This is a genomic window from Streptomyces sp. 7R007, from assembly GCF_054850255.1.
Window position 1 is genome coordinate 65,440 of sequence record NZ_JBTWMV010000003.1, and the last position, 12,650, is coordinate 78,089.

15 protein-coding genes are annotated in these 12,650 nt (G+C 72.7%); 8 read left to right on the forward strand and 7 right to left on the reverse strand.

Annotated features, from left to right (window positions below; translation table 11 throughout):
• Positions 1 to 111: 111 nt before the first annotated feature.
• Entirely contained in the window at positions 112 to 1,341 is a 1,230-nt protein-coding gene (ilvA, locus tag ACYF6T_RS05335) for a threonine ammonia-lyase (RefSeq protein WP_461693817.1), read from the reverse strand.
• 162 nt (positions 1,342 to 1,503) lie between these two features.
• On the opposite strand from ilvA, the gene ACYF6T_RS05340 reads away from it, so the two are divergent.
• The 3 genes from ACYF6T_RS05340 (at position 1,504) to ACYF6T_RS05350 (ending at position 2,986) form a co-directional block, all read left to right on the forward strand.
• A complete protein-coding gene (locus ACYF6T_RS05340; RefSeq protein ID WP_461694183.1) occupies positions 1,504 to 2,010 on the forward strand; it encodes a MarR family winged helix-turn-helix transcriptional regulator in 507 nt (168 codons plus the stop codon).
• 195 nt (positions 2,011 to 2,205) lie between these two features.
• Entirely contained in the window at positions 2,206 to 2,709 is a 504-nt protein-coding gene (locus ACYF6T_RS05345) for a sigma factor-like helix-turn-helix DNA-binding protein (protein ID WP_461693818.1), read from the forward strand.
• Positions 2,710 to 2,737: 28 nt separating this feature from the next.
• Positions 2,738 to 2,986, forward strand: a complete 249-nt coding sequence (locus ACYF6T_RS05350) for a hypothetical protein (RefSeq protein WP_461693820.1) — start codon at positions 2,738 to 2,740, stop codon at positions 2,984 to 2,986.
• Positions 2,987 to 2,999: 13 nt separating this feature from the next.
• Here ACYF6T_RS05350 and ACYF6T_RS05355 read toward each other — a convergent pair whose 3' ends face one another.
• On the reverse strand, positions 3,000 to 4,154 hold the full coding sequence (locus tag ACYF6T_RS05355; RefSeq protein ID WP_461693821.1) for a cystathionine gamma-synthase: 1,155 nt from the start codon (positions 4,152 to 4,154) through the stop codon (positions 3,000 to 3,002).
• A gap of 98 nt (positions 4,155 to 4,252) precedes the next feature.
• On the opposite strand from ACYF6T_RS05355, the gene ACYF6T_RS05360 reads away from it, so the two are divergent.
• Together ACYF6T_RS05360 and ACYF6T_RS05365 are read left to right on the forward strand one after the other, a co-directional pair.
• The gene (locus tag ACYF6T_RS05360; RefSeq protein ID WP_461693822.1) at positions 4,253 to 5,371 is read left to right on the forward strand and encodes a hypothetical protein; all 1,119 of its coding nucleotides are present in this window, start codon (positions 4,253 to 4,255) and stop codon (positions 5,369 to 5,371) included.
• A 91-nt stretch (positions 5,372 to 5,462) separates the two neighbouring features.
• Positions 5,463 to 6,197, forward strand: a complete 735-nt coding sequence (locus ACYF6T_RS05365; protein ID WP_461693824.1) for an NAD(P)-dependent oxidoreductase — start codon at positions 5,463 to 5,465, stop codon at positions 6,195 to 6,197.
• A gap of 31 nt (positions 6,198 to 6,228) precedes the next feature.
• Here the strand turns inward: ACYF6T_RS05365 and msrA are convergent, their stop codons facing one another.
• On the reverse strand, positions 6,229 to 6,741 hold the full coding sequence (gene msrA, locus ACYF6T_RS05370; RefSeq protein WP_461693825.1) for a peptide-methionine (S)-S-oxide reductase MsrA: 513 nt from the start codon (positions 6,739 to 6,741) through the stop codon (positions 6,229 to 6,231).
• A 289-nt stretch (positions 6,742 to 7,030) separates the two neighbouring features.
• Here msrA and ACYF6T_RS05375 point away from each other — a divergent pair, with 289 nt between their 5' ends.
• Together ACYF6T_RS05375 and ACYF6T_RS05380 are read left to right on the forward strand one after the other, a co-directional pair.
• Positions 7,031 to 7,513: a DUF6232 family protein gene (locus ACYF6T_RS05375; RefSeq protein ID WP_461693827.1), complete on the forward strand. Its 483-nt coding sequence runs from the start codon at positions 7,031 to 7,033 to the stop codon at positions 7,511 to 7,513.
• Positions 7,510 to 7,848 (forward strand): hypothetical protein, encoded by a 339-nt coding sequence (locus ACYF6T_RS05380; protein ID WP_461693828.1) that lies wholly within the window; start codon positions 7,510 to 7,512, stop codon positions 7,846 to 7,848. The genes ACYF6T_RS05375 and ACYF6T_RS05380 overlap by 4 nt, the downstream gene beginning before the upstream one ends.
• Before the next feature lie 260 nt (positions 7,849 to 8,108).
• Here ACYF6T_RS05380 and ACYF6T_RS05385 read toward each other — a convergent pair whose 3' ends face one another.
• Genes ACYF6T_RS05385 through ACYF6T_RS05395 form a run of 3 tightly spaced genes read right to left on the reverse strand, consistent with a single transcriptional unit; the run spans position 8,109 to position 10,655 of the window.
• The gene (locus tag ACYF6T_RS05385; protein WP_461693829.1) at positions 8,109 to 9,014 is read right to left on the reverse strand and encodes an RNA polymerase sigma-70 factor; all 906 of its coding nucleotides are present in this window, start codon (positions 9,012 to 9,014) and stop codon (positions 8,109 to 8,111) included.
• Between the two features lie 36 nt (positions 9,015 to 9,050).
• Entirely contained in the window at positions 9,051 to 10,253 is a 1,203-nt protein-coding gene (locus ACYF6T_RS05390) for an NAD(P)/FAD-dependent oxidoreductase (protein WP_461693830.1), read from the reverse strand.
• Between the two features lie 18 nt (positions 10,254 to 10,271).
• Positions 10,272 to 10,655 carry a DoxX family protein gene (locus ACYF6T_RS05395; RefSeq protein ID WP_461693831.1) on the reverse strand — a complete coding sequence of 128 codons (384 nt, stop codon included), beginning with the start codon at positions 10,653 to 10,655 and terminating at the stop codon, positions 10,272 to 10,274.
• 159 nt (positions 10,656 to 10,814) lie between these two features.
• On the opposite strand from ACYF6T_RS05395, the gene ACYF6T_RS05400 reads away from it, so the two are divergent.
• Positions 10,815 to 11,915 carry a serine hydrolase domain-containing protein gene (locus tag ACYF6T_RS05400; RefSeq protein ID WP_461693832.1) on the forward strand — a complete coding sequence of 367 codons (1,101 nt, stop codon included), beginning with the start codon at positions 10,815 to 10,817 and terminating at the stop codon, positions 11,913 to 11,915.
• Positions 11,916 to 11,933: 18 nt separating this feature from the next.
• Here the strand turns inward: ACYF6T_RS05400 and ACYF6T_RS05405 are convergent, their stop codons facing one another.
• Positions 11,934 to 12,650, reverse strand: coding sequence for an SDR family NAD(P)-dependent oxidoreductase (locus ACYF6T_RS05405; RefSeq protein ID WP_461693833.1), 717 nt, complete (start codon positions 12,648 to 12,650; stop codon positions 11,934 to 11,936).

A 12,650-nucleotide genomic window follows, 5' to 3' on the forward strand; every position in this document is an offset into this window, starting at 1 on the left:
GGCGGAGGTAGCTTCACGGACACACCATAACGCGATGTATCGCGTCTCTCAACGGGTTTTCCCGAACGAGTGACGAAGGGTCCGCCAGCCAGGCAGGTGCGGGTGCTCGCCTCAGTCGATGACCGTGTAGCCCGCCTCGCGCAGGGTCCGGCCGACCTCGGCGCAGTGCTCCGGCCCCTTCGTCTCCAGGTGCAGCTCCACCTCCGCCTCCGTGAGCCCGAGCCGCGGATCGGTCCGTACGTGACTCACATCGAGGACGTTAGCGTCCGCCACTGACAACGCCCCGAGCAGCGAGGCCAGCGCCCCCGGCCGGTCCGTCAGCCGCAGCCGTACGGCCAGGTAGCGGCCCTGCGCCGCCATGCCGTGCCGCAGCACGCGCTGCATGAGCAGCGGATCGACGTTGCCGCCGGACAGCACGGCCACCACCGGGCCCTCGAAGGCGCGGGGATCGCTCAGCAGCGCCGCGACCGGGCTGGCGCCGGCCGGTTCGACGACCAGCTTGGCCCGCTCCAGGCACAGCAGCAGCGCGGTGGACAGCTCGTCCTCGCTGACCGTGCGGACCTCGTCCACCAGCTCCTCGACGATGCCGAACGGCACGTCACCGGGCCGCCCGACCTTGATGCCGTCGGCCATCGTCGCCGGCTGCCCGATCGACACCGGGTGCCCGGCCGCGAGCGAGGGCGGATAGGCCGCCGCGCCCTCGGCCTGCACGCCCACCACCCGCACGTCCGGCCGCAGCGCCTTCACCCCCACCGCGATGCCCGCCGCCAGCCCTCCCCCGCCGATGCCGACCACGACCGTGCGCAGCTCGGGGCACTGCTCCAGGATCTCCAGGCCGACCGTCCCCTGGCCCGCGATGATGTCGGGGTGGTCGAAGGGGTGGATGAACACCGCGCCCGTCTCGGCCGCATATGCCTGCGCGGCGGCCAGCGTCTCGTCGACCACCTGGCCGTGCAGGCGCACCTCGGCGCCGTACTCGCGCGTCGCGCTGATCTTCGGCAGCGGGGCGCCCTTCGGCATGAACACCGTCGCCCGCACGCCGAGCAGCGACGACGCCAGCGCGACGCCCTGCGCGTGGTTGCCGGCGCTCGCGGCGACGACGCCCGCGGCCCGCTCCTCGGGCAGCAGTCCGGCGATCCGGACATAGGCGCCGCGCAGCTTGAACGACCCGGTGCGCTGGAGGTTCTCGCACTTGAGGTGCACCGGCGCGCCGACCAGCTGGGACAGGTGCCTGCTGCCCTCCATCGCCGTCACCCGCGCCACGCCCGAGAGCATCTTCTGGGCTCCGCGCACGTCGTCGAGGGTGACGGGCCGCAAGGAGTCAGCCGTGCTGTAGCTCATGACTCAAGCATCGCAGTTCACAGGCGGCGGGCGGTGCTGTGACCAACCTCCGAGACTGGTTTGCGCAGCGCCGGTACGGCTTGCCCCCCGGCCGCGTACTCTGTCCCCCAATCCAGACCCCCTTCATGAAGTGAGCCTCCGGCCATGCCCACAACACCTGAAATGTCGATGGACATGACGACCGCCGGTGACACCGGTCTCCTCGACACGCTGCAGCACGAGGTGGCGGTCTTCGCCCGACGTGCCGAACAGACCCGGCTGGGCGGGGTCGGCCAGGTGCGCAACTCCATGGACCGCGCCGCCTACCTGCTGCTCAACCGCCTCGACAAGGAGGGTCCGATGGGCGTCAAGGCACTCGCCGCGAGCATGGGCATCGACTCCTCGACGGTCACCCGGCAGGTCGCTCCGCTCGTCGACACCGGCCTCGTCAAACGCACCTCGCACCCCGAGGACGGGCGGGCCGTGGTGCTCCAGCTCTCCCCGCGCGGGCAGTCCCGGCTGGAGGAAGTGCGCTCCTCGCGCCGTCAGTTGATGGCCGAGCTGACACACGACTGGGCGCCGGAGGAGCGCGAGACGTTCTGCGCGCTCCTCACACGCTTCAACACCGCGCTCTCCACCCGGATGGCGGCACAGGGAGTACCGGGTCCGGAGGCGTCGTCGGCGTCGTAGCGCGCCCACGCGTGCGTACGCGCGTACCCCCCGCTGACGTACGCCGCCGGCCCGGCTCGTCGTACGCGCGTGCCCCCGGCTCTTGACCGAAAGGCCACCCCTGGCCTCATATGAGACCGGGCCCGTCGTACGCGGTGGCGCACGCCGCGGGCGGCCGGGTCCGTTCCCTCAGGGCGCGTCAGGGCGGGAGGCGCGGTGCGACAACGACAGGCGTCCCAGAGCGCGCTTCGGACGCGGGAGTTCGAGGCGTTCGTCGCGGGCGCCGCGGGACGGCTGCTGCACGCCGCCACCCTGCTGACGGCGGAGGCGCCGGACGACAACCCCCGCGCGCGCCGCCTGCTGACGCTGGCCCTCGCCCACACGTACGCCTCCTGGGACCGGCTGCGCGGCGAGGACCCCTACGACCGCACCCGGCAGCATCTGGCCACCCGCTTCGCGAACGGGGTGTGGCACCAGTACGGCGGTCACGGCCGCGGCCGTCCGCACCCCGGCAGCGTCCTGGCCCGCCTGAGCCCGCAGGAGCGCCTGATCCTGGTCCTGCGGCTGTACGAGGGGGTCGCCGAGGAGCAGACGGCGGCGCTGCTCGGTCTGCCGACCGAACGCGTACGGACGATCTGCGACCGCGCCACGGCGACGCTGCTGCATCCGCCGCGGGAGCCCGCCCCGGCGGTGGCGGGCGCCGAGGTGGCGCCGTCATGACCGGCACCGCGCGCACCGGGAGGCACGGGTGAACCGGCCCGAACGCGAGGCCGCCGCACGGCGGATCATGGAGCGGGTGCCGCCGCCGGTGCCTCCCGGCCTGTACGAGGAGGTCGTCCGGCGCGGCGCGCGCATGCTGCGCCGCAGGACCATCGCGCGCCGGCTGGTGTACCTGCTGCTGTTCGGCGCGAGCGTGGCGTTCCTGGTGTGGGCGCTGATGGCGCGCCCGTGGGTGGAGCCGCCCTCGCAGACGACTCCCCCGCTGACCGGCTGGTGAGGCCGCGGCCCGCTCAGCCGAGGGCCTGCTGGAGGTCCTCCAGGAGGTCGTCGGCGTTCTCGATGCCCACGGAGAGGCGGACGAGGTCGGCGGGCACCTCCAGGGCGGAACCGGCCGCCGACGCGTGCGTCATGCGCCCCGGGTGCTCGATCAGCGACTCCACACCGCCGAGGGACTCGCCGAGGGTGAACACCCTGGCGCGGTTGCAGACCTCCACGGCCGCCTCCTCGCCGCCCTCGACCCGGAACGACACCATCCCGCCGAACGCCCGCATCTGCTTCGCGGCGACCTCGTGACCGGGGTGCTCGGGCAGGCCCGGGTAGAGCACGCTCGTCACGCGCGCGTGCCGGGTGAGCATGTCGGCGATCTTGGTGGCGTTCTCGCTGTGCCGGTCCATGCGCACCGACAGCGTCTTCGTGCCGCGCAGCACCAGCCAGGAGTCGAAGGGACCGGCCACGGCCCCCATGGCGTTCTGGTGGTAGGCCAGTTCCTCGCCGAGCGTCTCGTCGGCGACGATCAGGGCGCCGCCGACCACGTCCGAGTGACCGCCCATGTACTTGGTCAGCGAGTGGACCACGACGTCCGCGCCGAGCGACAGCGGCTGCTGCAGGTAGGGCGTGGCGAAGGTGTTGTCCACGACGAGCTTCGCGCCCGCGTCCCGGGCCACCTGGGCGACGGCGGCGATGTCGGTGATGCCGAGCAGCGGGTTGGAGGGGGTCTCCACCCACACGGCCTTGGTCTTCGGGGTGAGGGCGGCGCGTACGGCGGCCGGGTCGCTGCTGTCGGCGACCGACCACTCCACGCCCCAGCGCGCGACGACCTTCGCGAACAGGCGGAACGTGCCGCCGTACGCGTCGTTCGGGATGACGACGTGGTCGCCGGGGCTGAGCAGCGTACGCAACAGGCAGTCCTCGGCCGCCAGTCCGGACGCGAACGCGAGCCCGCGACGGCCGCCCTCCAGGGCGGCGAGGTTCTCCTCCAGGGCGGTCCTGGTCGGGTTGGCGCTGCGGCTGTACTCGTAGCCGCCGCGCAGGCCGCCCACGCCGTCCTGCTTGTAGGTCGAGACCTGATAGATCGGCGGGACGACCGCGCCGGTGAGGGGATCGGCGGTGTTGCCCGCGTGGATCGCCAGGGTCTCGAAGTGCTGACTGATGTGCCTGTCGCTCATGGGCTCCGAGGGTAGTGCGCGCGCGACGCGGATGACGTTTTCCACAGGGCCGCGGACCGGGTTGGCCAAGTGTCGGAGGCGTCTGGAACGCTTGTCGCATGACGATTCTCTGGGTCCTGATGGCGGTGGTCATGCTCGGCTTCGTGCTGCTGCCCGTGCTGCGGCGCCGGCGGGGCATGATCGAGCAGGTGCCGGCCGGCCATCCGGACGCGGCCGACCCCGCGAACTACGGGTTCGTGCGGGAGGAGGACCTCGACGTCCGCATGCCGGGCCCCGACCAGGACCTGCTGGACGTCCTGGACCTGGTGCAGCGCACGCAGGACTACCGCGCGGCCTCGCAGTTGCTCGCCGGCACCGAGACGGAGGGCGAGCGCCGCTGGCAGCGCGTGCAGGCCTTCGCGGGCGCCGCCTCCCTGGAGCTCCAGCAGCGGCCGGGCGGGGTCAGCGAGACGCCGGGCGGGCAGTGGCTGCGGGTGTGGCGGGCGGAGCAGCCCAAGGACGCGGGCGGGGCGGCCGTACACGCGGAGTTCCTGGCACAGCAGGCGTGGCGGACGTCGACGCCCGGCACGGAGGAGTTCCGGATCATCATGGAGGAGGCGCGGTCGGCGTGCGCCGACGCGGCCCTGCTCGCGCCGGGTGACCCGGTCCCGTACATCGTCGAGCTGTCGGTGGCGCGCGGGCTCGGCTACGCGCAGGCCGACTTCGAGCAGCTCTGGCTGAAGATCCTGGACCGCGCCCCCGCGCACATGGGGGCGCATCTGGCGGCCCTGCACTACTGGTGCGAGAAGTGGCACGGTTCGCGCGAGCTGGCGTACTCCTTCGCGGAGGCCGCCGCCGCGCGTGCCCCGCGCGGTTCGCTCCTGGCCGCGATGCCGCTCTTCGCGGTCTTCGAGCACCTTCCCGAGGTGAATCTGGTCAGCGGCTTCTACCAGAGCGAGGTCGTCACCAAGGCGATCCACGGCGCGCTGCACGCCGTCCACGCCGCCCGCCCCGACGACCCGATGCTCGCCCACGTGCGCCACATGCTGGTCTTCTTCCTGGTCCGCGCGGAGCGCTGGGGAGAAGCGATGAACCAGCTCATACACATCGACGGCCACGTCGGCGCCCTCCCGTGGACGCTGTCGGCGGACCCGGCGGCGGAGTTCGCGGTCTACCGCGCCCTCGCAGTGGCGGGCTACGAGGCCAACGGCGGCAGCCCGGCGAGCCTGCTGAACTGACCACACCGGCGCTCGGCGATCCACCCGACGTCACACTTCGTGCCGTCGGGGCCCTCTTGTCGGCGGAACCGACTTCGAGAGGGAGAGCCCAGTGAACATCGTCATCTTCGGGGCGAACGGACCGACCGGGCGTCTGGCCGCCGCACAGGCGAGTGCCGAAGGGCATACGGTCACCGCGGTCACGCGCCGGCCCGCGGCCTTTCCGGTACGCGGTCCGCGCCTGCGGGTGGTCGAGGCCGACGTTCTGGACGCGGCCGCGGTCGAACGCGCGGTAGCCGGGCAGGACGCCGTGATCTCGGCTCTCGGCGTCCCGTACGGCCGAAGCCCGGTCACCGTGTACTCCGTCGGCATGGGCCACATCGCGCGGGCCATGACCAAGCACGGCGTCCGACGCGTCGTCGGCGTGACCTCGACCGTGCTCTTCGGGACGCCGGCGCCCGGTGAGGGCTTCTTGTTCCGGAAGGTGCTGGAACCAGCCGTCGTACGTTTCATGGGGCGCTCCGTGTACGACGACATGCGGCGCATGGAGGAGATCGTCCGCGAGACCGACCTTGACTGGACGGTCATCCGCCCCGGCGGCCTGTTCGACAGGAGCGGGGTCAGCGACTACCAGGTCGGCACGGAGCGCCTCCCCGGCCGGTACACCGCGCGGGTCGATCTGGCGCACGCGTTGCTCCGGCAGGCCGTGGACGGCGGGCACGTGCGCGCCTTCGTCGATGTCCGCACCACACAGGACACCCCGGGCTTCATGGAACTCCTCCGCAAGGAGGCCTTCAGCGGCAAGGGCGGCAAGCGCGGGAGCGAGAAGGACCGCGCGCGTGGCTGACGATCACGGCCCCACCGGGAGCCGCGGTCCGTCAGCCCTGCGCCCGGCTCGGCAGGCGCCAGCCCGGGCGGGGGAAGTGGCAGGTGTAGCCGTCGGGGTAGCGCTGGAGGTAGTCCTGGTGTTCCGGTTCGGCCTCCCAGAAGGGGCCGACCGGCTCGACCTCGGTGACGACCTTGCCGGGCCACAGGCCGGAGGCGTCGACGTCCGCGATGGTGTCCTCGGCGATCCGCTTCTGTTCGTCGTCCACGTAGTAGATCGCCGAGCGGTAGCTGAGGCCGATGTCGTTGCCCTGGCGGTTCTTGGTGGTCGGGTCGTGGATCTGGAAGAAGAACTCCAGCAGGGCGCGGTAGTCGGTCTGCTCCGGGTCGAAGAGGATCTCGATGGCCTCCGCGTGCGTGCCGTGGTTGCGGTACGTCGCGTTCGGCACGTCACCGCCCGTGTAGCCGACCCGCGTCGCCGTCACGCCCGGGAGCCGGCGGATCAGTTCCTGCATGCCCCAGAAACATCCGCCCGCCAGCACGGCCCTCTGCGTCTGCGCGGCCATCGCGTCCTCCCATACTCGTCGGCTCGGCTCGGTCGTCGGAGCTCACCGACCACAACGCGCGAGGGGGCCGGGCGATTCCCCGCCGAGACGTCGGCCATCGGCGACCACATCAGTGGCGGATTGTCACACAAAAGGAAGGTGCAGTGATCAGATGTAAGCGAGAAAGGGCCAATACCCTCTGGCGCGTGACCGGCCGCTTTACCGTTTCGGCGCATCGGCGGAATTCCGTCGACGACCACGACAGGGGGAGGAAGCGGTGGCACTCAGCTACTCAACGGTTCAGGTACGGGTGAACGAAGGCGTGCTATGGGTGGCGGGCGAGGCCTACCCCCTGCGCAACATCTCCCACGTGGGGCAGCGCAGGCTGGAGGTCGACAAGCACGCGGCCTGGAAGCAGTTCATCGTGCGCACGCTCCTCTGCCTGTTCGTCGGTTCGTTCCTCGCGGCCGGTCTGGGAAGCGTCGGCGTCCTGCTCCTGCTCGCCGTGGAGGCCCTGCTGGTGTGGCGGCTCGTCGTCGCGCTCGGCAAACCCGATCTGTACGGCCTGGTCCTCAACACCTCGGGCACACAGCGTGACGCCGTCTGGTCCACGGACGGCGGCGAGATCCACCACCTCGTCGGCGAGATCACCAAGGCCATCGGCCACCCGGACATCGCCCAGGTGACGTACAACGTGCAGCACGCCGTGCACGGGGACTTCATCACCCAGTACGGAGCCGGCAGCATCGGCAAGGCCGGCCACAGCGGCTCCGGCAACATCGTGGCCTCATGAGCGGCGACCACTACCACCAGTACGGCGACGGCGCCATCGGCAACGCGTCGCACAGCGGCTCCGGTGACATCGTGGCCGGCGGCAAGAACGTGCACGGCTCCGAGCCGGCGGCGTCCCGGCTCGACGGTCTCCTGCGGGAAGTCCAGAAGCTCCGGCGGCATCTGGACGAGAAGGACCGGGCGGACATGGACGCCAGCGTCGAGGAGATCCGTTCGAACCCCTCCCGGGAGCGATTGCGGAAACTGCTCCAGAACATCGCCGGAATCGCCACCCTCATCGGGGAAGCGGGAGCCCCGGTGATCATCGCCGTCAAGGCGCTGCTGGGCTCGCCGTAAACGGCGAAACCGACGTACGCCGTACGTCCCGTCACCTCGCCGGTCCGCGCGGCACGCGCAGGCCGGCGAGTGTCGTGAGGGTCACGGTCGTGGCGGCCGTGGCGGTGAGGGCGGTGCGCTGGACGGCCGACTCGGTGAGGACGGAGGCGAGGCCAGCCGGGGCGGGATCGTGCCGCCGGTGAGGGCCGTGGCGAGAGGTGCAGGGGTGAGCGGGCCGGCGGCAACAGCACCGCCGCTCGAACGCGCCCCTCAGCCACCCCTCACCTCAAGGTCAGCCGCGTCCGTTGTCCCACCCTCGTCAGCTTCTCCGGGTTGCGGACGTAGTACAGGCCCGTGATGCGGCCGTTCTCGACCCGTGTGGCCATGATGCCGTCGAGCGTGCCGTCCAGGTGCAGGGCGAGGCCCGGGTTGCCGTTGACCACGGTGGGCGTCGTGGTGAGCGTGGCGTCGATCCGGCCGGAGCCGCCGACGATGAAGCGGGCCACCTTGTCGGCGCCGACGACCGGTCGCAGCGCGGCCTGTTTGACGCCGCCGCCGTCGCTGAGCAGGACGACCTCCGGGGCCAGGACGTCCAGCAGGCCCTGGAGGTCCCCCGTGGCCAGCGCGCGCCGGAAGGACTCCAGGGCCGCCCGGGTCTGGCTCGCGGAGACCGCCTCGCGCGGGCGCCGGGCGTCGACGTGGCGGCGGGCGCGGTGGGCGATCTGCCGTACGGCCGCCGGGGTCTTGTCGACGGCGGCCGCGATCTCGTCGTAGTCGATGCCGAAGACCTCCCGCAGGACGAAGACGGCGCGCTCGGTCGGTGACAGGGTTTCCAGGACGAGCATGAGCGCCATGGACACGCTCTCGGCGAGTTCGACGTCCTCGGCCACGTCCGGCGCGGTCAGCAGGGGCTCGGGCAGCCAGGGCCCGACGTACGCCTCCTTGCGGCGGGTCATCGTGCGCAGCCGGTTGAGGGACTGCCGGGTGGTGATGCGGACCAGGTAGGCGCGCCGGTCCCGCACCTGCTCCAGGTCGACCTTGATCCAGCGCAGCCAGGTCTCCTGCAGCACGTCCTCCGCGTCGGCCGCCGAGCCGAGCATCTCGTAGGCGACGGTGAAGAGCAGGTTGCGGTGGGCGACGAAGGCCTCGGTGGCCTCGGTCGCCGTCTCGGTGACGTGATCGCTCATCTCTCGTTCCCTCCCCCGTTCGGGCACGTCGGCACCCTAGACCGTCTGGTCGGCGACGGCCGGTGCTTCGGCGCGCCGCGCCGCCAGCACGCGTTCGCGCCGGGCGTCCTTCGCCCACCAGGTGCGCACGCCGGGCCTGCGTGCCTCGTACGACAGCTGCCAGACGGTGCTCCGGCACACGAACTCCTTGAGCCTCGCCCCCGGCCGCCCGCCGACGTACAGCGCGACGGCCGTGTCGTCCCGGCGGGCGAACTGGAAGATCCCGGCGCGGCGGCCCAGGCTCAGGCACTGGCCGGCGAACCCCACGTCGACGGCCGCCGGCGGCCGGCCCGCGATGCGGCTCAGCACGGTCTGCGCGGCCTGCGGTCCCAGCTGCACCGCGGACTGGCAGCCCATCCGGAACGGCAGGTCCGAGGGCGCCGCCGCGTCCCCGGCCGCGATGACGCGGTCGTCGTCCACGCTGGTCAGCGTCTCGTCCGTGAGCAGGCGGCCCAGCGCGTCGGTGCTCAGGCCGCTGCGCGCGGCCAGGTCCGGCACGCCGAAGCCGGTCGTCCAGACGGTCACCGCGCCGGGCACCGTACGGCCGTCGCCGAGCCGTACGGCGTCGGCCGTCACCTCGGTCACCTGGGTGCCGGGGCCGTCGAGCACGCGTACGCCGAGCGCGGCCAGGCGGGCGGCGACCGAGCGGCGGCCCCGCGGGTGCAGGTACGGGCCCAGCTCCCCGCCGCAGACCAGGGTCACCGAACGGCCCGCCTCCGCCAGTTCGGCGGCTGTCTCGATACCGGCCGGACCGGCGCCGACCACCGTCACGGGGGCCGTCGCGGGCGCGGCGGCGAGGACGGCACGCAGCCGCCGGGCCTCCTCCAGCGTGGCGATCGGGTGCGCGAACGCGGCCGCTCCCGGCACCCGCGGGTCGGCGCTGCCGCTGCCCACGGCGTAGATCAGGTAGTCGTACTCCAGCGTGCCGCCGCTCTCCAGCAGCACGGCGCGCCCGGCCGCGTCGATCCGGGTCACCGTGCCGACCACCAGCCGGACGCGCTCGGCCAGGACCTTGCGGTACTCGACGACGGCCTCGCCGGTCCCGCCCGCCACCTGGTGCAGGCGGATCCGTTCGACGAAGTCCGGGCGGGGGTTGATCAGGGTCACGGTGACGTCGTCGCGCTGCGTCAGCCGGTTCGCCGCCATGACGCCGGCGTAGCCTCCGCCGATGACGACGACATGGGTGGTGTGCTCGGTCATAGGTCTCTCCGTAGGTTGTCAGGCGGCGAACGGACGGATCCCGAACCGTCCCCACGCGATGAACACCGCGAGCGCGAGGTACGCGAGGTTGAGCAGGACGAACCCGAACTCGCCCAGCCGGCCGTGGGTGACCATCGCGCCGGCCATCAGCAGCACCCAGCAGACGGCGGTCACCGGCACCAGCACGGGCGCGACGCCGAGTGCGGCGGGCGCGATCAGGCCGACGGCGGCCAGCAGTTCCAGCGCCCCGAGGCCCTTGACGAAGCCGGTGCCGGCGTCCGCGGTCCAGCCGCCGCCGTGCGCCGCGGCCAGCTTCTCCTTGGGGACGAACACCTTGCTGACACCGCCGGTCAGGGCGACCGCGGCGAGCAGTGCGGCGGCGATCCACAGGGCGATGTTCATGGGCCCTCCTCCTGCGTTCCGGGACGTTTCCAGGGGTTCGGCCTCAAGACACCGGGTGATCGACCCCTGTGACAGGGGGTGACGCACGTCACATTGCACCCTCGCCGCACCCCGGAATTCGGTTGCCGCCGGCAGGCCCGAGGGCGCTCAATGGCCCCTATGGCCGACATCCAGGGCTCCTACGACGACCTGTTCACCGCCGTGCCCCACGCGCTCGCCGCCCTGCTGGACGCGGGGGACCTCGGCGGCTCGGTGGCGGTGTTCGTGGACGGCGAGCCGGTGGTCGACGTGTGGGGCGGGTACGTGGACGCCGAGCGGACGATCCCCTGGCAGCGGGACACGATCGTCAACGTCTTCTCCGTCACCAAGACCATGACCGCGCTGTGCGCGCTGCTGCTCGCCGACCGCGGGGAGCTCGACCTCTCGGCGCCGGTCGCCCGCTACTGGCCGGAGTTCGCCGCAGCGGGCAAGGAGGGCGTCCTGGTCCGGCATCTGCTCGCGCACACCGCGGGTCTGCCGCACTGGGACGGCCCGGTCGACGAGCTCTACGACTGGCCGGCCGCCACGGCCCGGCTCGCCGCGCAGGCTCCGCTGTGGGAGCCGGGCACCGCCGCCGGATACCACTCGCTCACCCAGGGCTTCCTGGTCGGCGAGGTGGTCCGGCGGATCACGGGGCGCAGTGTGGGCGCGTTCTTCGCCGAGGAGGTGGCCGGACCGCTGGGCGCGGACTTCCACCTGGGGCTGTCCGCCGAGCACGACGGGCGGGTGGCGCCCATGGTCCCGCCGCCGTCCCGCGACGAGGACTACACGGCGGGCTCCCCCGGCAACCCGGACGCCCCCGGCACCCCCTTCCGCGTCCGCGACGGCAACAGCGTCGCCTGGCGCCGCGCGCAGATCCCGTCCGCGAGCGGCTTCGGCAACGCCCGCTCGGTGGCCCTGGTGCAGTCCGTGCCGGCCTGCGGCGGGACGGTGGGCGGGGTGCGGCTGCTGTCCGAGGCGGGGTGCGAGCGGGCCCGCGAGGAGCAGTTCGGCGGGGAGGACCGGGTGCTGGGCATGCCGGTCAGCTGGGGCCTGGGTTACGGGCTGTTCGGCAACACCTACGGCTGGGGCAGCTGGGGCGGCTCGCTGGTCATGGTCGACGCCGAGGCGCGGATGGCGGTGGCGTACGTGACCAACCAGATGCGCGAACCGGCCGGCGACACGCGGGGGATGGAGCTGGTGATGTCCGCGTACGACGGCGTCCAGGGCCTGCGCGCCTGACCCGCCGCCCGCCCGGTCTCACCACGGCACCCCCGTCCCGTCCCACGAGAAGAACCCTCCCGTCGGCCCGTCGTCCGGCAGCAGGGCCAGGCGTACGGCCCCCTCGGCCGCCTCCGCCGGATCGCCGCCCGTGGCCCGCGCGCCGGGGACGAGGTCGGTGGCGCGGCGGCCGGGGGCGAGGGCGTTGACCTTGAAGCCGTCCGCGGCCAGGTCCTGGGCGTACAGGAGGGTGAGGGCGTTGAGGGCGGCCTTGGCGGCCCGGTAGGCGGCGGAGCCGGGGCGGCCCGGTTCGAACTGCGGGTTGGGGTGCGTGCTCCAGGCCAGTGAGGCCGTACCGCTGGAGACGTTGACGACGCGGGGCCGCGGGGAGCGGCGCAGGGCGGGCAGGAAGGCGTTGGTGACCTCCAGCACGCCGACGACGTTCGTCTCGTACGCCCGCCGGAACTCCGCGGCGTCGGACGCGGTCGGCGACGCCAGGGAGGGGTTGACGCCGGCGTTGTTGACCAGGACGTCCAGGCGGTCGACCCGGGCGGCGGCCGCGGCGACCGAGCCGGCGTCCGTGACGTCGAGGACCAGCAGCCGGGCGCCGTCGCCGATCTCCTCCACGGCCTCCGCTCCGCGCCCGGCGTCCCTCGATCCCACGTACACCGTGAAACCCTCTTCCACGAGCCGTCGGGCAATATGACGGCCGATTCCCTTGTTGGCACCGGTGACCAGTGCTGTGCGATCGCTCAT